The following is a 20,649-nucleotide window of genomic DNA, read 5'->3' as shown; positions in this document are numbered from 1 at the left end:
AGCGGGTGTTCATTGATAGGCAAGCATCATCTATTACGGATCCGCGATAAGGTGTTCCAGTCACCGTTCAAAGCGTGAAAGTGCGATCCCCCTACCGTGAAGACCTTATTTCCCCCCGATGAGCTGCAACACAGCAAGCCGCTGGGCAAGCATGTGCTGATTCTCGGACTGCTGGCGGTGCTGCTGGCCACGCTGGCCGCCGTATCGCTGGGCATCGGGTCCAAGACCCTGACCCTTGAGCAGCTCCATGCGGCGCTGGCGGATTCCACGCAATCCGTGGATCGCAGCCTGATCCTGTCCTCGCGCCTGCCGCGCGCCCTGCTGGCGATCCTCGCCGGCGCCGGGCTCGGTGCGGCCGGCTTACTCGCCCAGTCGCTGACCCGCAATCCGCTGGCCGAACCGGGCATCCTGGGCGTGAATGCCGGCGCCTCGCTGGCCATCGTGACCGCGGTCGGATTCTTCGGGGTCTCGGGGTTCTCCGGCTATGCCGCCTTCGCCTTTCTCGGGGCGCTGTTCACAGCGGGCCTGGTCTACCTGATCGGCCGCCCCGGGGCCGGGGCATCGGACCCGGTGCGCCTGGTGCTCTCGGGGGTGGCCATCGGCGCGATCTTCACGGGGCTGGGCACCGCCCTGTCCCTGGTGCGGCCACAGGCTTTCGACCAGCTGCGCGCCTGGACCATCGGCTCGCTGCAAGGCAGGGATGCCTCCATCCTGGTGCCGCTGGCACTGCTCACCGGCGCCGGAATCCTGCTTGCGGCGCTGTGCGCGCGGTCGCTGGACGGTTTGGCGCTGGGCGACGACGCGGCCACCGCGCTGGGCATCAACGTGCGCGCCACGCGCATCCTGGGGCTGATTGCCCTGACCCTCTTGGCCGCCTCTGCCACCGCTGCGGTGGGCGCGATCGGCTTCATCGGCCTGATGGCTCCGCACGCCGCACGCCGGCTCGCTGGATCCTCAACCCCCTGGGTCCTGGCCTACACCTGCCTGCTGGCGCCGATGCTCCTGCTGGTCGCGGACGTGCTGGGCCGCGTCATGCTTCCCGGCGAACTCCAAGCCGGCGTGGTCTGCGCGTTCATTGGCGCGCCGCTGCTGATCGCGCTGGCCCGCAGCCCCAAGGCGGCGTCCCTGTGAGCATCGTTGCGCCCCCCACGACCCGCGGGCCCAAGCGCCCGACCCGTGCCCGCTCGATCGGACTGGCCTTGGCGGCCGCCGCGCTGCTGGGCACCATCCTCGCGGTGTCCGGCGGCGAGTATGCGCTCAGCCCCTGGCGGGTCGTGCAGATCCTCTGCGGCGGCGGCGAGGGGCTGGAGATCACCGTGGTGTGGCAATGGCGCATGCCGCGGGCGGTCGCCGCGCTGCTCTTCGGCGCGGCCTTGGCCGTCTCCGGCGCGGTCTTCCAGACGCTGACCCGCAACCCGCTGGGCTCTCCCGATATCATCGGCTTCTCCACCGGCGCGTACACCGGTGCACTGGTGTCGTTGACCGTGGCCGGCGGCGGCTTCCTGGCCACCAGCTTCGGTGCGCTGGCCGGCGGACTGCTCACGGCTCTCGTGGTGTACCTGCTGGCTTGGCGCAACGGCACCCACGGGTTCCGGCTGATTCTGGTGGGGATCGGCGTGTCCGCGGTGCTCGCCTCGTTCAACCACTATCTGGTGCTGCGCGCGGAACTTGATGTGGCCATGGCCGCCGCCGTGTGGGGCGCCGGAACCCTGAACGGGGTGACCTGGGCCGGAGTCGTTCCCGTGGCGCTTCTCGCGCTGCCTTCCCTGGCTGCGGTATTGCTCGGCTCGCCATCGCTGCAGATGCTGCAAATGGGCGATGACCTGGCCAGCGCCCTGGGCATGAGGGTCGAGCGCGCCAGGCTTGTGCTGGTCGTGCTGGCCGTAGCGCTGGTATCGGCGGTGACCGCGGTGGCCGGCCCCATTGCGTTCGTGGCACTGGTGGCCCCGCAGCTGGCCCGGCGCCTGGTCGGCGGGGGCGGGTTGAACCTGATTCCCACGGCCCTGACCGGGGCCTTCTTGCTGGCCTGGGGAGATCTGCTGGCCCAGCGCCTCTTCGCCCCCATCCAGCTGCCCGTCGGGATCGTCACCGTCTGCCTTGGCGGGATCTACCTGGTGTACCTGCTCAACCGGGGCACCCGGCGGGTGCGCGGGTAGCACCGGATCCTCTGATGGGCACGCAAAACCCACGCAAACACAGATAAACCCAAAAATTCTCCCGCATTTCACTTGACCCAACCACACAATCGGGCATAAAGTCATGGAAACACAGATTCATGTGGTGCACGTCATGAGGAATCCCGGAGGCAGGAAATGTTCGCCGAAGAACGACACCGGCTGATCGTCGAGCAGCTTGAGAAGGACGGGAAAGTCACCGTCGCCCAGCTCGCCGAACGCTTTGAAATCACCCGGGAAACGGTCCGCCGCGACCTCGCCCAACTCGAATCGGAAAACTTCTTGCGCCGTGTCCATGGCGGAGCGGTCACCACCACCGAAGCCAGCACCCGCGAGGAAAGCCACTTGGTGCGCACCGCCATCCACGCCGATGCCAAATCCCGCATCGCCCAGCGTGCCCTGAGCCTGCTGCCGGTTTCGGATGCCTCGGTCATCATCGATGCCGGCACCACCACCGAATTCCTCGCAGAGCGCATGCTGCGCACCAACGCCAGCGCCGGTTTGGTCGTCATCACCCACGCCCTGCCCATCGCCTCGGTCTTGGTCCAAAGCACGGCGGTGACCCTCGAACTGATCGGTGGACGCGTCCGGGGACTGACCGGAGCCACCTCCGGAGCGCAGACCGTTGAGGAATACTCCCGCCACCGCGCAGACATCGCTTTCATCGGCACCAACGGACTGCATGCAGGCTTCGGCCTGAGCACCCCCGATCCGCTGGAAGCCGCCGTGAAGCGCACGCTGGTCACCAGCGCACGCCGCGTGGTCCTGCTGGCCGACAGCTCCAAGTTCGACCAGGAAACCCTGGTCCGCTTTGCCGCCTTGGATGCCATAGACACCCTGGTGACCGATCAGCAGCCCGGTGAAGAACTTGCGGCCGCCCTGGAAGCCGCCGATGTAGAAGTGGTGATCGCATGATTGTGACCCTGACCGTCAACCCGGCACTGGATAAGACCATTGAACTGGGCGAACCGCTCTCCCACGGCGCCGTGCAGCGCGCCACCGCCAGCCATGTGCAGGCAGCTGGCAAGGGCGTGAACGTTTCCCGCGCCATTGCCGCGGCCGGCGTCCCGACCTTGGCCGTGCTGCCCGGGGCCAGCACCGACCCGCTGATCACCGCGCTGTCCAGCGACAAGCTGGCCCACCGCACCCTGTCGATCACCGAGCCGCTGCGCACCAACATCACGCTGACCGATCCTGATGGAACCACCACCAAGATCAACGAGCCCGGGCCGAGCCTGGATGCCGGCCAGCTGGCCGAGCTCAGCGCGCTGGTCGCCCAGGCGGCCGCCGAAGCCAACTGGCTGGTGCTGGCCGGGTCGCTGCCGCCCTCCGTCCCCGCCGACTTCTACGCGCAGCTGACCGCACGGCTTCGCGCCGAGCTGGGCGAGAAATGCCCGAAGATCGCGGTGGACACCTCCGGCGCTCCGCTGATCGAGCTCTTCGCGCACAGCGCGCAGCACATCCCGGACCTGATCAAGCCCAACGCCGAAGAACTGGCTGAACTGGTCGGCGGCTGCGATGAGGAAGCGCTGGAAGGCTCGGTAGAGCTGGCCACCGAATGCTCGCACAAGCTTTTGGCCAAGGGCATCGGCGCGGTCCTGGCCACCCTGGGTGCCAAGGGCGCCCTGCTGGTCACCGTCGATGGCGCCTGGCACGGATCGCACACCCCGATCACCCCGCGCAGCACGGTGGGGGCCGGCGACTCGTCGCTGGCCGGCTACCTGCTGGCAGATGTTGCAGGGGCCAGCGCCCCTGAACGGCTGAAAAACGCCGTCGCCTACGGGGCTGCCGCCACGCAGCTGCCAGGCTCCACCATCCCGACCGAATCCGATCTCACCGTTGACGCCGTCACCGTCCACGAACTTACTCCAACGCAAGGAACCGAGTCATGAGTGAACTAATCACCGCAGAGCTCGTGCTGCTCGATGCCGATCTGGGCAACAGCACGAGTGAAGTCATCGAAAAGCTGGCCTCGCTGGTAGCTGAACAGGGCCGTGCCACCGATGCCAGTGCCCTGGCCGCCGACGGCAAGGCCCGCGAAGCCAAGACCGCCACCGGCGTTCCCGGCGGCATCGCCATCCCGCATTGCCGTTCGGCCGCGGTGACCGAGCCGACCCTGGCCATGGCCCGCCTGAACCCGACGGTCGACTTCGGAGCCAAGGACGGCGAAGCTGACCTGGTCTTCTTCATCGCCGCCCCGGATGGCGCCGACCAGGCCCACCTGAAGCTGCTCTCCAAGCTCGCCCGCGCGCTGGTGAAGAAGTCCTTCACCGGCGCGCTGCGTGAAGCGCAGAGCGCAGCGCAGATCGTGGAACTGGTCCGCGAGGTTGTTGCCGACAAGCCGGCAGCCGCTGCTCCGGCTCCGGCCGCCGAGGAAACCGCAGGCGCTCCGAAGAAGAAGTCGATCGTTGCCGTCACCGCCTGCCCTACAGGCATCGCCCACACCTACATGGCCGCCGACTCCTTGGCGCAGACCGCCGAGGACATGGGCGTGGACTTCGCGGTGGAAACCCAGGGCTCCTCGGGCTCGACCCCGCTGGACCCGGCAGTCATCGATGCCGCCGACGCCGTGATCTTCGCGGTGGACGTGGATGTGCGCGACCGCGGCCGCTTCGCCGGCAAGCCGGTCATCCAGGTTCCGGTCAAGCGCGGCATCGATGAGCCGGAAAAGCTGATCAACGACGCCATCGCTGCCTCCGAGGATCCGCAGGCGCGCCGCGTTCCCGCAGGCGCCGCGGCAAGCACCGAGGAGAACAAGGACAACGAGTCCTTCGGCGCCGGGCTGAAGCGCGCGCTGCTCACCGGCGTCTCCTACATGATTCCGTTTGTGGCCGGTGGCGGCCTGCTCATCGCCCTCGGCTTCCTCTTTGGCGGCTACGACATCACCGATGCGGCCGACAAGTACCTGGCCGAGAACACCCTGTTCAACCTGCCAGATGCCGGCTTCATGGCCTATATCGGCGCGGTGGCGTTCAAGATCGGCAGCCTCTCCATGGGCTTTTTGATCCCGGCGTTGGCCGGCTACATCGCCTACGCCTACGCCGACCGTCCGGGCATCGCCCCAGGCTTCACCGCCGGTGCGGTGGCAGGCTTCATGGGCGCCGGCTTCATCGGCGGCATCGTCGGCGGTTTGATCGCAGGCTTGGCCTGCCGCTGGATCGGCTCCTGGAATGTCCCGCGCTGGATGCGCGGCCTGATGCCGGTAGTCATCACCCCGCTGCTGGGCTCGATCATCGCCTCGGGTCTGATGTTCCTCTTCCTTGGCGGACCGATCGCCAAGCTCACCGAAGCGCTGAACAGCTGGCTCTCGGGCATGTCCGGCGCCGCCGCAGCAGTGCTCGGCCTGATCCTTGGCCTGATGATGGCTGCCGACCTCGGTGGCCCGATCAACAAGGTGGCCTACTCCTTCGCCGTGGCCGGCCTGGGCACCGCCTCGCTGGCAGATAACCCGGCCCCGATGATGATCATGGCTGCCGTGATGGCCGCCGGCATGGTTCCGCCGCTGGCCCTGGCCCTGGCCACCACCGTCGCTTCCAAGCTGTTCACCGAAGCCGAACGCGAAAATGGCAAGGCCGCCTGGCTGCTGGGTGCCGCATTCATCTCCGAAGGCGCCATTCCTTTCGCCGCAGCCGACCCGCTGCGCGTGATCCCGGCTTCCATGGTGGGCGCGGGCGTGACCGGTTCGCTGATCATGAGCTTCCACGTGATCAGCCAGGCCCCGCACGGCGGCATCTTCGTCTTCTTCGCCATGAACAACACCTGGCCGCTGTTCCTGCTGGCCACCTTGATTGGTACGGTTATCTCAGCAGTGTTGGTCATCGTTTTGAAGAAGTACGTACGCAAGGCTCCAGCGGGAGCCGCTGAACCGGCAAAGGTCGCAGCATGAGCAAGAAGTTCACCGGAGTAGGCGTGAGCGCTGGACGCGTCATCGGACACGTCCGCCGCATGCCTGAACCAATCCTTCCACCGGCAGATGGCGCGCCGCTGCCGGCGGGCGTGAGCCCGGAGGAAGAAACCCAGCGTCTGGCCGAGGCTTCCAAGTCCGTGGCCACCGGGCTCAAGGAGCGCGCAGCGCTGGCCACCGGAGATGCGCAGGCCGTGCTGAAGGCCACCGCATTGATGGCCAGCGACCGCTCGCTGATCAAGTCCGCCACCAAGCTGGTCGCTGGCGGCACCTGCGCCGAATCGGCGATCTGGGAGGCCGCTGACGCGGTCGCCACCCAGCTCACCGCGCTGGGCGGCTACATGGCTGAACGCGCCGGCGACGTGCTCGACGTGCGCGCCCGCATCGTGGCCGAACTGCGCGGAGTCCCTGCTCCAGGCATCCCGGATTCGGATGAGCCATTCATCCTGGCCGCCGTGGATCTGGCACCAGCGGACACCGCCACCTTGGACCCCGCCAAGGTGCTGGCCCTGGTCACCTCCGATGGCGGACCGCAGTCGCACACCGCGATCATCGCCCGCTCGCTGGGGCTGCCGGCCATCGTTGCCGCCCCGGAAACCACCGAGCTGGCCGACGGGGACTATGTCTTTGTTGACGGCATCGACGGACAGGTCATCACCGACCCCAGCGAAGCCGAAGAGCACCTGGCCACCACCTACGCCAACCGCGAGGTCCTTCCGGACTTCTCGGGCACCGGCGAGCTGTCCGATGGCTACCGTGTTCCGTTGCTCTCCAACGTGGGCAGCGGCGACGATGCCCAGCTGGCCGCCGAAGCCGGCGCCGAGGGCGTGGGCCTGCTGCGCACCGAGTTCTGCTTCCTGGGCAAGGAAAAGGAACCAACCCATGAGGAGCAGGTTGCCGCCTACGGCGCTGTCTTTGCTGCCTTCGGCGGCAAGAAGGTGGTGGTTCGCACCCTGGATGCCGGCGCGGATAAGCCGCTGCCTTTCCTGACCGACTCCAGCGAGCCGAATCCTGCGCTGGGTGTGCGCGGCTACCGCACCGACCTGTCCAGCCCCGGTGTGCTGGAGCGCCAGCTCAAGGCCATCGCGCAGGCGGCCAGCGAGCACGAGGCGGATGTCTGGGTGATGGCCCCGATGATCTCCACCCCGGCCGAGGCTGAGGATTTCGCAAAGATGGCTCGGGCCGCTGGCCTGGCTACCGCTGGAACCATGATCGAGGTTCCTTCGGCCGCAATTCTGGCCGGCCAGATCCTGCAGCGCTGTGACTTCGTCTCCATTGGCACCAATGACCTGACCCAGTACACCATGGCCGCGGACCGCCAGCTGGGCACCTTGGCCGAGCTCAACGACCCATGGCAGCCAGCGGTGCTGCACATGGTCGCGGCCACTACCGCGGGCGCGCAGAGCGCCGATGGCAAGCCGGTGGGCGTGTGCGGCGAGGCCGCAGCCGACCCTGCGCTAGCCGTGGTCCTGGTGGGCCTGGGTGTCACCACCTTGTCGATGAACAAGCGCGCGTTGGCTCCGGTCTCCGCAGTACTGCAGACCGTGGACTTCGCCAAGGCCCAGCGCCTGGCCAAGCTGGCATTGGATGCGCCGTCTGCCGAGTTGGCCCGCAGCGCCGTGCGCGCCGAGCTGAGCGAGCTGGACCGCTTCGGCCTGTAGGCCACTAGAATTTATCCTCAACGACCGATCACAAGATCCTGAAGGAGCCATCATGGCAGAACGTAAAGCAATCATCGGCAGCCGCGTCGGCCTGCACGCCCGCCCGGCGGCCATCTTCGCCGAAGCGGCAGCAGAGCTTCCGGTAGAGGTCACCATCGCCCTGGAAGGCGAGCCAGCGGACGAGGCCATGGACGCTTCGAGCATCCTCTCGCTCATGGGCCTGGGTGCCGAGCACGGCACTACCGTGGTGCTGCGTGCCGAGGGCGAGGGCGCAGAAGCTGCCCTTGACCAGCTGGTCACCATCTTGGAGACCGACCACGACGCTGAGTAATTCTTAGCTCAAAAATCCGGGGAACAAGCTACGGCTTGTTCCCCGTTTTTGTGTCTAAAATACTGATTGACAGAACCCAATCACTTGGCGGATGATGATATTCACGCACTAACGTAGGAGTTTGCATGAGCGCGCTCAAGACCTCTGCGCTGCGCCTCATCAAGCCCTTCGCCATCCGCGATTACGCCCTGCTGGCCAGCGCCCTTGTTTTCTCGACCTTTGCCGCGGGCATGTGGAGCGTGGCCATGGTCTACCAGGTACGCCGGCTGGACGGCGGACCGGTAGAACTGTCCATGGTCGCCACCGCCAACGCCGCGGGCCTGCTGTGTTTCGTGCTGTTCGGCGGCATCATGGCAGACCGGCATTCATGCCGTCGCATTGTGCTGCTGGTGGAGACCTTTTCCTTTGCCCTGATGAGCATCACCGCGATTCTCGCAATTTCCGGCGCCCTGGAACTATGGCATCTGATGGTGGCCGGATTCTTCATGGGCGCCGGATCAGCATTCTTCTATCCGTCCTACTCTGCATTGCTGCCCAAGATGCTGCCCAGCGATCAGCTTCTGGCCGCCAACGGGCTGGAAGGGACCGTGCGACCCGTGGTGCATACCGCGCTGGGTCCCATGGCCGCCGGATTCCTCGTCGCTGCACTGTCACCGGCCCACGCCATCATCGGCGTGGCCTTGGTGCATTTGTCCGCCTTGCTGATGCTGCGCAGGATTCCCAACCGGGAAGCCTACAACGCCGTAGCGGTCGCTGATGGCGAAGCGAAACCGGGCATTGTCCGCCAATTGCGCGAGGGTGTCGGCTACACCGTGCACACCCGCTGGCTGCTATGGACCTTGTTGTTTTCGGTCATCTCCGTATTCACCTTCATCGGTCCTTTCGAAGTGCTGTTGCCCTTTATCGTCAGCGACCACCTGCACGGCGATGCGAAACTTTTCAGTTTCGCCTTGGCGTTCTTCGGCATCGGATCAGCGCTCGGTTCATTGCTGATTGCCTCGGCTAAATTTCCGCGCCGCTATCTGAGCTTGATGACCGCTTGCTGGTGCCTGGGCACCCTGCCCTTGGCCCTGGTCGGCTATGTTGATGAAGCATGGATGCTGTTCATCATCCTCTTGGCCTTCGGCATCACCGATGCGGTGGGCATGGTCATCTGGGGAACGCTCTTGCAACGCAGGGTGCCCAGCCGGTTGCTGGGCCGGATTTCCAGCCTCGACTTCTTCGTTTCGCTGGCGTTGATGCCGCTGTCCATGGCGGTCGCAGGACCCCTCACCCAGGTTCTGAGCCTGCCGTCGATATTTGTCATCGCGGGCCTCGCCTCGCCAGTCTTCGGAATTATCGCGTGGTGGGCTGGAAAGTTCGCTCGCGACGAAGTGGAACATCCGCTGGTAGACGAGCCCTTGCCCATTAGCGAGGGGTGAACCCGGGCCATTGCCGAGGTTCACTCCTCGGCTTGCTCTCGCATCCCCGCGCACCGCAGTTGAACGGTTGGGGAATTTTCGGCCCAACCGCTGTGGCGCCCTGTACCAATCTCGCCACCTCGGATAACACTAGAAAGATGAGCCGACAACTTTCCCGCTGGATCATGCTTGCCATGGCACTGCTTGGCGCCACAAGTGCCGCGTCCTGCTCTGCCCCCACCGGGGCAGAGCCGCAGGCCCAATCTCCCAGCCAGTCCGCCAGCGAACAAATTGATTGTTCCGTGCAGAGCTGCGTCGCGCTCACATTTGACGATGGCCCGGATCAGTTCACCGATGAGTTGCTGGATACGTTGAAGGCCACCGAAACCCCTGCCACGTTCTTCCTCATTGGAAGCAAGGTCCAAAAGCTCCCCGGCACGCTCCAGCGCATGGCAAATGAAGGCCACCAGATCGGCAGCCACACCTGGGACCATTCGGATATCACCAAGCTGTCAGCCCAACAGCTGAAACAACAGCTGGAACGCACCGATGCAGCCATCAAAAAGGCGACGGGACGGAGCCCCAGCGTTTTCCGGCCGCCGCTAGGGCATCACGACACGGCTCACAATCAGCTAGTCCCTTACCCACTGGTGCTTTGGGACATCCATTCCCATGATGGGCGGTTGAAGGATTCCGAAAAGATCGTGAAGGTCACGATGGATGCGGTCCGGCCGGGGTCCATTGTCCTGATGCATGATCCTCGCAAGACCACCGTCCAGGCCATTCCCGAAATGGTGTCGCAGTTGCGAGCCAAGGGCTATGCCCCGGTGACTGTGGACCAGCTCTTCGCTGGGGAAATGGAGAATTCCGTGGTGTATTCATCGGCTCCGCACGATCCGGCGCAGCAGTAGTGATCAGGGTGCTTGTTCAGCATAGAGACGCAGCTGGTCCAGCTTGTCCCCCTCGCTTTCGCGAACGTTCGCCGCGAGTTCTTCACACTGTTCCACGCTCAAATCAGGATTGATGATCGCCACTTGCAGCACCACCTCGGTGTACCCCGCGTCGTCTTTGAGATCGTATCGGTAGGACAGTCCGTCCGGATTTTCTGAGGTGTGGAGAATGAGCAATCGATTATCGATGAGTTCATGAACGCGGTAGGCCCGTTCGTGGCCTGCGACTCTATAGACCAGATTGGTGCCCACCTTCAATTCGGGGTCATCTGAATGCATGGAACCAATCCCATGGATCCACAAGGGAGCTGCTGCCCAGTCGGTGAGCAATTCCCAGACGCGGTGCACCGGAAGATGTATGAGAACGGTGCTTTCAAAAACACTGAACTGGCTCATACCGGAATCGTTGCACTCTCGCCGGTTAATGGGAATAGCTTTCAGAAGATTCGGGTAGACAAAAACCGGCACCAAGCAATTCTTTGCCTGGCGCCGGTCAATTGCGCTACTGGTGTTTACCAGTCTTCTTCGTCGTCTGCCTCGGAAATGCCCAACTCCGGTTCTTGCTCAAGGTCGAAGTTGTACCAGGCTTCAGTGAAGTCAGCCATTGAATCCAGCGCGTCCTGCGCATCTCCGTCCAAGACCTCCAGGGCCTCAGGGCTGTTAAGCACTGCAGTCACCGCAACGAATGGGTGATGCTCAAAGTAATCGGTGGGGGTGGCATCTTCGTTAAACGTCAGATTCTCGCTCTGCGCAAAAAGTTCGACGTACTGAGCCACTGCCTCGGGCAGACGGCTCAGGTTGATGCCAGTCAAGGACTCATTGTAGATTTCAGCGGTTGCGTCAGCCCACTGCTCAATGAGCTCTTCGCTCATCATTGCCATCTGATTATCCACCTCGTGGTCGGGGTTTTTGCTTCATGTAATTCGGTAGCAATTCATCTTATTTCTTCAGGGCGAGCATGCCAAGACAGAAACTTCGGTTGGATTGTGATCTTTTCGACCGCGCGATTTCCGGCGGCTGCTACTGATCCAGAGAAGGGACGTCGAGCAGATCAGGCATAGGTGAAAAGCTGAAGTCATCGAGCTTCGGTGCAGGTGATCTGGTCAGCTGGTCAAGCTGTTCGGGCGTCAGCTCGACCGGCCCGCCAGGCCCATCGTCCACGGGGCCGACTGAATCCTCTGAGGGCTGAGGGATGCCACCGAGCAGCGTGAGGGACACTGCGAAGGCGATGAGCCCGAACACCAAATGCACGGCAATGAAGTACAGTCCGCCCAGGTTGCCCCGGAGCAAGGCGAATCCCCTCGATTTTGCTGAGGAGCTCACCGCGAGCCCGTACGCGAAGGCGTTATCCGTGAATCCCAAGCGGAGTTGGCAATATGCCAGGACTGCGCCGATGACCAAGAGGCCAAGTCCTGCCGATCCCAGGGGCACTGCGGCCAGCTGGCTGGGATGCGCCATGCATACGCCAAAAAGAATCAGATGAGCCAATACCAATAGGACACGTTTCCAGAACCCAGCAGCGTATCCACCGCTCAGGCGCACCAGGTGTATCCGGCGATCCTCAGGGTCCTGGCGATCTTTCGGAGGGCCCGAAATCTCCCGGTAGATCAGCGCCGCGCCTACCCGGCCCGTCGCGGCACCAAGAATCATCATGATCGCTCCCGCCACTGGAGCAAAGCAACCTGCAACCGCTCCGATGACGGCTGCGCTCCAGCTGATCTGGTATGCGCGGGTGGCTTTGGGCAGGCTCGGAAAGCGGGCATGAATATCTTTGATATATCCAGCTGGGAGGGACTTCACGGTCTTCTTGAAGGTGCTGATATTCCACCAGGCAAAGAGCCCGGCGCAAAGTGACACCAGCGCAATAGCGATAAGGAGCACCGGCAGGCTGGCACCAACCCCGAAAGAAGAGACGGCCGCAAGAAGAGGAATGAACAGCCACCAACGGTTCGCATAAACCGCCTGCTTGGCGAGGAAGTTCACTGCGTAGTCCTCGTGCAGCTTTTCATTCATGGGGTCGCTGGCCAGCATGCCACGCAGCAGTTGGCCGTGGTCCCCCACGATCTTGTGGCCTTGCTCGATGCTTCCGGCTGAACGCAGAAGGCCCCAGTGATGCGGGTCGATGCGCAGTCCTGCCTCGAGGTGCTTCAGCGCGCTGCGCTGGTCCCCGGCCATATCGGCTGCGAGTGCGGCGCCTTGATAGAAGTCAGGGTTTTCCGGCTCCAGCATCAGCGCATGTTCGGTGGCCTGGCGTGCCAGGATCCGCTCGTCATTATTCTGCACATTTCCCAGCAGGATCATTCCCAGCAGGTGATGACCACGAGCATACTCCGGTTCCACGGCAATGACCTGCTGGATCGTCGCCAAGGCTTCATCGCGGCGGTGCAGCCTGGAGAGCGCGACCGCCAGTTGTTCTCCGGCTACTGGATGTTCAGGGTTCAGCCCTAACGCCGCCCGTGCGGTGGCCTCGGCTTCGTCCCACTGTTCCATATTCAGGTGGCAGGCAGAATAGAGCATCCAGAATCCGGCAACCTGCTGATACTCGTTGAGATTATCCTTAAGCAGGCTGATGGCTTCGGCTTCCCTGCCAGTCGCCAGGTAGTGGCTGATTCTGGTGTAGAGGACGTCAAATTCCATGCGGCGCCTTTCCTGCTTGGGCTAGAGCAGTTTCCTGGCGACCAGGTAATCAGCCAGCTCGTCATATCGGCCGTTCTCGTTGCTGAAGCGCACGACATTGCGAGCCGATTCCAGCCATGGCAGGGTCGATGGCTTCACTTCTTTCATGGCTGTGTGGATATGCGTCATATCCACGGGCAGCACTTCATTGCGCTCGATGGACTGCATCATGGCTTTCTCGGCCGCGGTGGTGCACAAATGCTCCAGGTCCGCTCCGGAGAATCCGTCAGTTTGCTCGGCAATCCATTTCAGATCAATACCGGCGATCGGGCGGCGCTCCAGGTGAAAGCGCAGGATGGATTCACGCGCTGGCAGGTCCGGCGCAGTGACCAGCACGGCACGGTCCAAGCGGCCAGGACGCAGCAAGGCCTCATCCAAATCCCAAGGATGGTTGGTCGCGGCGAGTACGTAGAGCCCATCATTATTCGAGGAGAGCGAATCCATCTCCAGGAGAAGCTGGTTGACCATCTGGCGTAGCCACGAGGCGCTGCCGGTCAAAGACCCCCGGCGCAAGCCCAGGGCATCTACCTCATCAAGGAAGAGAACGGTTGGCGAATTGCTGCGGGCCTGATCGAAGATGGCCTTGATGTTCTTTTCGGTTTCTCCGATGTGAGAATCGAGAATGTCGGTCATGGTGACAGCCATGAAGTTGGCTTGGAGCTCGCCAGCCACAGCACGGGCCACAAAGGTCTTTCCGCACCCCGGAGGACCATAGAGCAGCAGCCCGCCGCGCAGGGATTTGCCAAAGGCCTTGGCGATGGCGGCGTTGCGCATCGGCGCCAGGAACGATTCATTGAGCCGGTCCTTGACGTTCTGAAGGCCGCCTACATCGGCCAGGGTGATGCGCTGGCCCGTCGGCTCTACCGGGGCAACGGTTTCCGTGCTCTCGCCCATCCGGATTGCGGGTTCTGCAAAGGGCGCTGGCACGGACTGCTCGAATTGCTGCGCCGCCGCGTCCCAGTCAAAGCCTGGTTGCTCGGTGTTTTGCGGCGTGGCTGAAGCCGGTTCGGGAGCTGGTTCTTCCCTCGCGCCGCCCATGAGCGCTGCGCTGACTTGGCCGAGCAATTGCAAGGCGGCAGCATTTCCGGGGTCGTTTTGGACCACGATGTTGATATGCGCCAGAGCCTCAGCGGCACGGTTGGCCCGATGCAGTTGCTGGGCCAGATGAAGGCGCAATTCGTGTTCCCCCGGCGCCGCTTCCACGGCGCGCAAGAGGCTGGCGATCAGGGGATCATTCATGATGCGAGAGCTCCACTCTTGCGAGTTGTTGCTGGCGGACTTCATCTGACCACTCTGCCACTTAAAGCATCCAACGGGTACCGCATAAACGATACCCATTGGAATTACATGTTTGCTTGCAGCTTTGCCCTTAGTAGGCCTTGACGCCCTGCTCCACGATCAGGTGGATCAACGCAAAGGTCTTGTTCTCGTCGATTGCCTTCACCGCGGCATCCAGGGCTGCTGGAACATCGGCGTCCTTTTCCACCCGGACCCCGAAGCCGCCAAAGGACTGGGCCATCAAGGCGAAATCAGGATTTATCAGCTGAGTGCCGGAAACGCGTTCAGGGTACTGGCGTTCCTGGTGGGTGCGAATGGTGCCGTATTGCTGGTTGTCCATGATGACCACCAGTGGCGTGGCGCCGTATTGGGTTGCCGTGGCCAGTTCCTGGCCATTCATCAGGAATTCTCCGTCACCTGCGATGGTCACTACTCGGCGCCCTGGGTAGTTCAGCGACGCAGCCACTGCCGATGGAATGGAATAGCCCATGGAGCCATTGCGCGCCGAGAGCATCGAGGCATATCCGTTGGTCGGGAAGTAGCGGTGGGCCCAGTTGGTGTGCTCGCCAGCTCCGAAAGTGACCATGGCGTCCTCAGGCAACGCGTTGACCAGATTCGACATCAGGGTTGCCATCTTGGCTGGCCCATCGGCCGGCACCGGGGTTGGCAGCGCTGCGAATTTCTCCTGCTCGCCACGCATTCGCGAAGTCCATTCTTTCCAGGAGTCCTTCACCGGCAAGTCCATCAACAGCAAGTCGCGGACAAACACATCGGGCTTGGCCACGATCTGGTGCGATACCGGACCGGAGCGTCCGCGCAACGAAGGATCGATGGTGACCAGGAAGTTTTTCTTCTCCCAGTTCTGTCGGACATTGAATCCGTCGGTGATCACGTCGCCCGGCACAGTCCCAACGAAGATCAGCAGATCGGTTTCTTCCAGCAGGTCATAGGTCGGCTTGGGACGCCCGTAGCCGATGGGCCCAACGTAGGAAGGCGAGTTGAACGGGACGGTGCCTTCGCAACGCCATTCGGCGGCGGCCGGGAGGTCATGCTCTTCGAGCCAGCGGGTGAAATCGGCTGCGCCCTGCGGCGACCAGTCGTTGCCGCCGAATATGAACAGCGGCTTGTCCGCTTCCTGCAAGGCGGTGTTCAGCGATTTCCAGTCCGTCACGGTCATGCCGCCGGTGGCGACCGGAATTTCCGGGTGCAGTTCGGCAGAAATCTCGTTGCGGATGATATCTTCCGGGAGGCCGACTACCACGGGGCCAGGACGGCCGGACATGGCTGCGAACATCGCTTCGGCGACGACTTCGCTGGCGCGATCCGCATGGTCCAGGATCATGACGCGCTTGGCTCCAGTGCCGAACCAGGCCTTCGGGTCGAATTCCTGGAAGGCTTCCTTCTCGCGGTGCTCAAAAGGAATCAGGCCGACAAAAAGCACCAGCGGAGTGGAGTCCTGCCAAGCGGTGTGCAGCCCGACGTGCGCGTTGGCGGCGCCCGGTCCTCGGGTCACCATGGCGATGCCGGGACGCTGGTGCATCTTGCCTTCGGCTTCAGCCATGTAGGTAGCTCCGCCTTCGTGGCGGCATACGACGGTCTCAATGGATGAGTTGTGCAGTCCATCGAGGACATCCAGGTAGCTTTCGCCCGGAACAACGTAGGCTCGTTCAACGCCGTGCGCGGCAAGTGTATCGACAATGACATGTCCGGCTGACTTCTTTGTCAGGCCTTGGGCATTTTCACTCATCTGTAGGCGTCTTTCTGGTTGCGGGAAATCGTCAGACGCAACGGCAATTGATGGCACTCAAGCCAGTGATTCAACGTTGCGTTGTCGCAAAACAGTACTAAAGATGACCCAATTGCGCACCGTGAATGCCTATTACTACGCAACTATGACACCATGCACGCTGTGATGCATATTTCTAGGCAAATTGTCTATATTTTTCAGAACTGTAGAACAGTAATGTTTATCACACCCATCAGCGGGCCAGCTCACAGACATAAACCCGGGAGGCATTGATCTGTCGTAGCTCGCACAAGTAGCCTATTGAGAAATAAAAGTTTACTGATAGTAAGCATTCTCACTCGCATCGGGGAAATCCATGGAAGTCATCAATGGGACCATTGTCGCGTTATATCTCGCCGCAATGCTCGCGTTCGGATGGTGGGGCAAGTCCCGCACCAAAAACAGCAGCGACTATCTAGTCGCCGGCCGCCGCCTCGGTCCGTTCCTCTATACCGGAACCATGGCCGCAGTCGTGCTTGGCGGCGCCTCCACCGTGGGCGGCGTGGGCCTGGGATACAAATGGGGCATCTCAGGCATGTGGCTCGTGGTCGCCATCGGCGCCGGCGTCATTCTCCTTTCGGTGTTCTTCGCGCCAACCTTGCAGAAGCTCAAGGTCTTCACCGTCTCGCAGATGCTCAGCCTGCGTTACGGCAGCGCGGCGGCTACCAACACCTCCGGCATTGTCATGCTGGCCTACACGCTGATGCTCTGCGCAACCTCGACCAGCGCCTACGCCACCATCTTCGTGGTGCTCTTCGGCTGGGAAAAGTGGGTAGCCATCGCCATTGGCGGCCTGATCGTGGTGGTCTACTCGACCATCGGCGGCATGTGGTCCATTACCCTTGCCGACCAGGTCCAGTTCATCATCAAGACCATCGGCATTTTCGCCCTGATGCTTCCATTCTCCATGCACGCAGCCGGCGGCCTGGACGGCATCCGCGAACGCGTGGATGCTGAGTTCTTCAGCTTCACCGGCATCGGCTTGCAGTCGATCATCACCTACTTCGTGGTCTATACCCTCGGCCTGCTCATCGGCCAGGACATCTGGCAGCGCGTCTTCACGGCCAAGACTCCCAAGGTAGCTCGCTGGGGCGGCATGACTGCTGGCATCTACTGCATCATCTACGGCGCAGCAGGCGCGTTGATCGGCATGGCCGCAAAGGTAGCACTGCCTGAGATCGCTGGCGCCGCGGACAATAAGGACGTCGTTTACGCAGAGGTCGCAACGCAGCTGCTGCCAGTAGCTGTGGGCGGCCTGGTGATGGCCGCGGCTGTTGCCGCCATGATGTCCACGGCCTCGGGCGCCTTGATCGCCGCAGCCACCGTGGCACGCACCGACGTGACTCCATTTGTGGCTAGCTGGTTCGGAAAGCAGATCCAGGTCAACTCGAATGAGAACCCTGAGCACGACGTCCGCGCGAACCGCATCTGGGTCATGGTGCTAGGCGTCGTCACTGTCACCTTGGCCATCCTGGTGGACGACGTGGTCGCCGCACTGACCATCGCTTACGACATTCTGGTGGGCGGTTTGCTGGTGGCAATCATCGGCGGCCTGCTGTGGAAGCGCGGCAACGGTGTCGGGGCCACGGCCTCCATGGCTGCTGGCTCCCTGGTAACCCTGGGCGCGATGATCATCTTGGAGATCCAAGCCGAGAACAAGTTCGATGGCGTCTACGCCAACGAACCGATCTACTACGGCCTGATCGCTTCGGCAGCAGCGTTCATTATTGTTTCGCTGCTGACCAAGACCACGAACCGACAAGTGATTGACCACTGGAACCTGCGCGTTGCCGGCAAGGCCCAGGATGCCCCGGTGAATGCAACGGCACAAGAGCCTACGCTCTGATCCGCTAGAAATACCGAGTCGGACCCAAGAATCCGAGCCCTGTGCCCAGCGGTGCAAACCGCTGGGCACAGGGCTCGAATTGTTCCTTGTGCATTAGTTCTTGGACCCTGTGCTCGATTCGGCTGCCGGAGCCTGCCGCACGGACAGGGCATCCAAAAGCGCTTGTGGTTCACTGGCCACCACCGGCGAGTCGCGGAACTGCAGGTCTTGGACCCCCTGGCCATGCCTGCGATCCAGCATGCTCCGCAATGGCTGCCAGAATCCGTCGACGTCCAGAAAGGCTACTGGTTTCGCATGGTTTCCCGGCTGCCGCCAGGTCCCTACTCCACAGAGCTCGTCCAAGGCCCCGGCACCATCTGGCAAGCCGACACAACCATCGGCCAGTTCCGGCATGCGGCGCTTGCGTGCATGCATGTCCGGCACAACTTCGAGTCTTGTTAGCCCTGGATGCGCCAGTTCGCCATCAACCAGGACCTGCGGCATATCCCCGAAAACTTCTCCGCCGGCTGTTCTCGCCGCATCAGCGATAGTTCCCATCAAGCCCACGCGTCCACCGCCATAAACGATGGCTCGCCCCGAATCCGCAACAGCACGTGCGAAGTCTTCTGCCGCCTGCTCATAAACAGGTAAGGTGCCCGATATACCGAGCCGGTGAACACTGCCAGGCTCTGAATCTTTCGAGGGCCAGCGAATAAAGCCGGGAAGACCACGTCTTTGAGCAACGGAGCAAGCTCATTCAGTTGCGCGGCAGGGTCGGTCCACTGCAGCTCTTCGATTTCAGACAGCGGCTCACCAACCGGTACCAAAGGATGGTGAAATACGGTGGCTTCGACGTTTCGACCGACCTCATTGGCTGCCGGGGCAGTGAAGGTCCCAAAACGGCGGAGCAAAGCTGGATCCAAACTGACACCCAGCTCTTCGCTCTCTTCTCGCACCGCCGTGTCGATAGCCGACTCTCAAGCTCTGGCTTGCCACCGGGGAACATGAATAATGCTGCATCTCATTTGCGGATCGTCAGAACCTGTCCCGCTTCGTTCCTGATGATGACGGCGCTGACGGTGATCTGTTCTGGCATTCGGGGTCTTTCGCGTTCCATCTGCATGCTGATTGCTTCAGCCCGGCACAACCTGCCGGCGCCATTCATTCTTAGCGTTGTCGTCTGGGCTGGTCCGAATCTCACGACCAATGTGGCAAGGAAACCGGCGCACAAAAAGGAGCCACTGCCACCCATCAATTACTGGGTGGCAGTGGCTCCTTTTTGCCCGGGATCTAGTCCTGGATCAGATCGTGGCGCACGATGGTCTGATCGCGGTCCGGGCCCACGCCGATGGCGGAGATCCGGGTGCCGGAGATCTTCTCCAAGGCCAGGATGTAGTTCCGGGCGTTCTCCGGAAGATCTTCCATGGTCTGCGCGCCAGAGATGTCCTCGGTCCAGCCCGGGAAGTACTCGAAGATCGGCTTCGCATGGTGGAAGTCGGTCTGCGTCATTGGCATTTCATCGTGGCGGACGCCGTCTACGTCATAGGCCACGCACACTGGGATCTGCTCGATGTTGGTGAGCACATCCAGCTTGGTCACGAAGTAGTCGGTGAAGCCGTTCACGCGCGAAGCGTGGCGAGCCAGCACCGCGTCGTACCAGCCGCAACGACGTGGGCGGCCGGTGTTCACGCCGAACTCGCCACCGGTCTTCTGCAGGTAGATGCCCATCTCATCGAAGAGCTCGGTCGGGAATGGACCGGCACCCACACGGGTGGTGTACGCCTTGATGATGCCGATGGAGCGGGTGATGCGCGTCGGGCCGATGCCCGAGCCTACCGATGCGCCGCCAGCGGTTGGGTTCGAGGAAGTCACGAACGGGTAGGTGCCGTGGTCCACGTCCAGGAAGGTGGCCTGGCCGCCTTCCATCAGCACCACCTTGTCCTCGTCCAGGGCCTTGTTCAGCTCGTAGGTGGAGTCGATGACCAGCGGGCGAAGGCGCTCAGCATAGGAGAGGAAGTACTGCACGATTTCCTCGACCTCGACGCTGCGGCGGTTGTAGATCTTGACCAGCAGCTCGTTCTTCTGCAGCAGCGCGCCTTCGACCTTCTGGCGCAGGATCGACTCGTCGAAGACGTCCTGCACGCGGATGCCCAGGCGTCCGACCTTGTCCATGTAGGCCGGGCCGATGCCGCGTCCGGTGGTGCCGATGGCACGCTTGCCCAGGAAGCGCTCGGTGACCTTGTCCATGGTCTGGTGGTACGGGGCCACCAGGTGCGCGTTGGCCGAGACGCGCAGCTTCGAGGTATCGGCGCCACGGGATTCCAGGCCGTCGATCTCGTCAAAGAGGGCTTCAAGGTTCACCACGCAGCCGTTGCCGATAATCGGAGTGGCGTTGGGGGAAAGGATGCCGGCTGGAAGGAGCTTGAGCTCGTACTTCTCGCCTCCGACGACCACGGTATGCCCGGCGTTGTTGCCGCCGTTTGGCTTGACTACGTAGTCGACCTTGCCACCGAGCAGGTCGGTAGCTTTTCCTTTACCCTCATCGCCCCATTGGGCTCCGACGATCACGATTGCTGGCATGGGATCCTCCCCCTTGCTTATAAGCAGCGGTTGCGGCGTGCTTAGCGCCGTCCCGGCACGGTGCCGGGCAAAAAATATGCCCCT

At 62.6% G+C, this 20,649-nt stretch carries 18 protein-coding genes; 10 read left to right on the top strand and 8 right to left on the bottom strand.

Annotation, left to right across the window (positions count from 1 at the left end; all coding sequences use genetic code 11):
• Positions 1-96 precede the first annotated feature (96 nt).
• The 9 genes from OF385_RS01505 to OF385_RS01465 all read left to right on the top strand — a co-directional run bounded on the left by OF385_RS01505 (position 97) and on the right by OF385_RS01465 (position 10,381).
• The gene (locus tag OF385_RS01505) at positions 97-1,131 is read left to right on the top strand and encodes an iron chelate uptake ABC transporter family permease subunit (protein WP_264276658.1); all 1,035 of its coding nucleotides are present in this window, start codon (positions 97-99) and stop codon (positions 1,129-1,131) included.
• Positions 1,128-2,156, top strand: a complete 1,029-nt coding sequence (locus OF385_RS01500) for a FecCD family ABC transporter permease (protein WP_264276657.1) — start codon at positions 1,128-1,130, stop codon at positions 2,154-2,156. The genes OF385_RS01505 and OF385_RS01500 overlap by 4 nt, the downstream gene beginning before the upstream one ends.
• A 156-nt stretch (positions 2,157-2,312) precedes the next feature.
• The gene (locus OF385_RS01495; RefSeq protein ID WP_264276656.1) at positions 2,313-3,089 is read left to right on the top strand and encodes a DeoR/GlpR family DNA-binding transcription regulator; all 777 of its coding nucleotides are present in this window, start codon (positions 2,313-2,315) and stop codon (positions 3,087-3,089) included.
• A complete protein-coding gene (locus OF385_RS01490) occupies positions 3,086-4,066 on the top strand; it encodes a 1-phosphofructokinase family hexose kinase (RefSeq protein ID WP_264276655.1) in 981 nt (326 codons plus the stop codon). The genes OF385_RS01495 and OF385_RS01490 overlap by 4 nt, the downstream gene beginning before the upstream one ends.
• Positions 4,063-6,060, top strand: coding sequence for a fructose-specific PTS transporter subunit EIIC (locus OF385_RS01485; protein WP_264276654.1), 1,998 nt, complete (start codon positions 4,063-4,065; stop codon positions 6,058-6,060). The genes OF385_RS01490 and OF385_RS01485 overlap by 4 nt, the downstream gene beginning before the upstream one ends.
• Positions 6,057-7,739: a phosphoenolpyruvate--protein phosphotransferase gene (ptsP, locus tag OF385_RS01480; RefSeq protein ID WP_264276653.1), complete on the top strand. Its 1,683-nt coding sequence runs from the start codon at positions 6,057-6,059 to the stop codon at positions 7,737-7,739. The genes OF385_RS01485 and ptsP overlap by 4 nt, the downstream gene beginning before the upstream one ends.
• A 52-nt stretch (positions 7,740-7,791) precedes the next feature.
• Complete coding sequence (locus OF385_RS01475; protein WP_022875374.1) at positions 7,792-8,070, top strand: HPr family phosphocarrier protein; 279 nt, start codon at positions 7,792-7,794, stop codon at positions 8,068-8,070.
• A 125-nt stretch (positions 8,071-8,195) separates the two neighbouring features.
• The gene (locus OF385_RS01470) at positions 8,196-9,491 is read left to right on the top strand and encodes an MFS transporter (protein WP_264276652.1); all 1,296 of its coding nucleotides are present in this window, start codon (positions 8,196-8,198) and stop codon (positions 9,489-9,491) included.
• Between the two features lie 137 nt (positions 9,492-9,628).
• Complete coding sequence (locus OF385_RS01465) at positions 9,629-10,381, top strand: polysaccharide deacetylase family protein (protein ID WP_264276651.1); 753 nt, start codon at positions 9,629-9,631, stop codon at positions 10,379-10,381.
• A gap of 3 nt (positions 10,382-10,384) precedes the next feature.
• On the opposite strand, the gene OF385_RS01460 is transcribed toward OF385_RS01465, so the two are convergent.
• From OF385_RS01460 to OF385_RS01440, 5 genes are all read right to left on the bottom strand, one after another.
• Positions 10,385-10,888 carry an SRPBCC family protein gene (locus OF385_RS01460; protein ID WP_264276650.1) on the bottom strand — a complete coding sequence of 168 codons (504 nt, stop codon included), beginning with the start codon at positions 10,886-10,888 and terminating at the stop codon, positions 10,385-10,387.
• A 44-nt stretch (positions 10,889-10,932) separates the two neighbouring features.
• The gene (locus OF385_RS01455) at positions 10,933-11,301 is read right to left on the bottom strand and encodes a hypothetical protein (RefSeq protein WP_146277481.1); all 369 of its coding nucleotides are present in this window, start codon (positions 11,299-11,301) and stop codon (positions 10,933-10,935) included.
• 139 nt (positions 11,302-11,440) lie between these two features.
• The gene (locus OF385_RS01450; RefSeq protein ID WP_264276649.1) at positions 11,441-13,057 is read right to left on the bottom strand and encodes a hypothetical protein; all 1,617 of its coding nucleotides are present in this window, start codon (positions 13,055-13,057) and stop codon (positions 11,441-11,443) included.
• Between the two features lie 21 nt (positions 13,058-13,078).
• On the bottom strand, positions 13,079-14,380 hold the full coding sequence (locus OF385_RS01445) for an ATP-binding protein (RefSeq protein ID WP_264276648.1): 1,302 nt from the start codon (positions 14,378-14,380) through the stop codon (positions 13,079-13,081).
• Between the two features lie 85 nt (positions 14,381-14,465).
• The gene (locus tag OF385_RS01440; protein WP_264276647.1) at positions 14,466-16,121 is read right to left on the bottom strand and encodes a thiamine pyrophosphate-dependent enzyme; all 1,656 of its coding nucleotides are present in this window, start codon (positions 16,119-16,121) and stop codon (positions 14,466-14,468) included.
• A gap of 355 nt (positions 16,122-16,476) precedes the next feature.
• On the opposite strand from OF385_RS01440, the gene OF385_RS01435 reads away from it, so the two are divergent.
• Complete coding sequence (locus OF385_RS01435) at positions 16,477-18,006, top strand: sodium:solute symporter (protein ID WP_264276646.1); 1,530 nt, start codon at positions 16,477-16,479, stop codon at positions 18,004-18,006.
• A 93-nt stretch (positions 18,007-18,099) separates the two neighbouring features.
• Here OF385_RS01435 and OF385_RS01430 read toward each other — a convergent pair whose 3' ends face one another.
• The 3 genes from OF385_RS01430 to OF385_RS01420 form a co-directional block, all read right to left on the bottom strand.
• Positions 18,100-18,573 carry a TIGR00730 family Rossman fold protein gene (locus OF385_RS01430; protein WP_264277834.1) on the bottom strand — a complete coding sequence of 158 codons (474 nt, stop codon included), beginning with the start codon at positions 18,571-18,573 and terminating at the stop codon, positions 18,100-18,102.
• Positions 18,543-18,941, bottom strand: coding sequence for a hypothetical protein (locus OF385_RS01425; protein ID WP_264276645.1), 399 nt, complete (start codon positions 18,939-18,941; stop codon positions 18,543-18,545). Before OF385_RS01425 ends, OF385_RS01430 begins: the two co-directional genes overlap by 31 nt.
• A gap of 334 nt (positions 18,942-19,275) precedes the next feature.
• Entirely contained in the window at positions 19,276-20,565 is a 1,290-nt protein-coding gene (locus OF385_RS01420; protein WP_264276644.1) for an adenylosuccinate synthase, read from the bottom strand.
• Between the last annotated feature and the right edge of the window lie 84 nt (positions 20,566-20,649).

This window comes from Glutamicibacter sp. JL.03c, from assembly GCF_025854375.1.
Classification (GTDB): Bacteria; Actinomycetota; Actinomycetes; order Actinomycetales; family Micrococcaceae; genus Glutamicibacter.
The sequence above is the reverse complement of the archived record's forward strand: the minus strand, read 5'-3'. Positions and strand labels throughout refer to the sequence as shown.

Excerpts from the sequence above, each read along its gene's own strand:
- OF385_RS01445 (WP_264276648.1), bottom strand. The coding sequence starts at position 14,380 with ATGAAGTCCGCCAGCAACAACTCGCAAGAGTGGAGCTCTCGCATCATG.
- OF385_RS01465 (WP_264276651.1), top strand. The coding sequence starts at position 9,629 with ATGAGCCGACAACTTTCCCGCTGGATCATGCTTGCCATGGCACTGCTT.
- OF385_RS01490 (WP_264276655.1), top strand. The coding sequence starts at position 3,086 with ATGATTGTGACCCTGACCGTCAACCCGGCACTGGATAAGACCATTGAA.
- OF385_RS01470 (WP_264276652.1), top strand. The coding sequence starts at position 8,196 with ATGAGCGCGCTCAAGACCTCTGCGCTGCGCCTCATCAAGCCCTTCGCC.
- OF385_RS01435 (WP_264276646.1), top strand. The coding sequence starts at position 16,477 with ATGGAAGTCATCAATGGGACCATTGTCGCGTTATATCTCGCCGCAATG.
- OF385_RS01420 (WP_264276644.1), bottom strand. The coding sequence starts at position 20,565 with ATGCCAGCAATCGTGATCGTCGGAGCCCAATGGGGCGATGAGGGTAAA.
- OF385_RS01455 (WP_146277481.1), bottom strand. The coding sequence starts at position 11,301 with ATGGCAATGATGAGCGAAGAGCTCATTGAGCAGTGGGCTGACGCAACC.
- OF385_RS01475 (WP_022875374.1), top strand. The coding sequence starts at position 7,792 with ATGGCAGAACGTAAAGCAATCATCGGCAGCCGCGTCGGCCTGCACGCC.
- OF385_RS01495 (WP_264276656.1), top strand. The coding sequence starts at position 2,313 with ATGTTCGCCGAAGAACGACACCGGCTGATCGTCGAGCAGCTTGAGAAG.
- ptsP (WP_264276653.1), top strand. The coding sequence starts at position 6,057 with ATGAGCAAGAAGTTCACCGGAGTAGGCGTGAGCGCTGGACGCGTCATC.
- OF385_RS01450 (WP_264276649.1), bottom strand. The coding sequence starts at position 13,057 with ATGGAATTTGACGTCCTCTACACCAGAATCAGCCACTACCTGGCGACT.
- OF385_RS01440 (WP_264276647.1), bottom strand. The coding sequence starts at position 16,121 with ATGAGTGAAAATGCCCAAGGCCTGACAAAGAAGTCAGCCGGACATGTC.
- OF385_RS01485 (WP_264276654.1), top strand. The coding sequence starts at position 4,063 with ATGAGTGAACTAATCACCGCAGAGCTCGTGCTGCTCGATGCCGATCTG.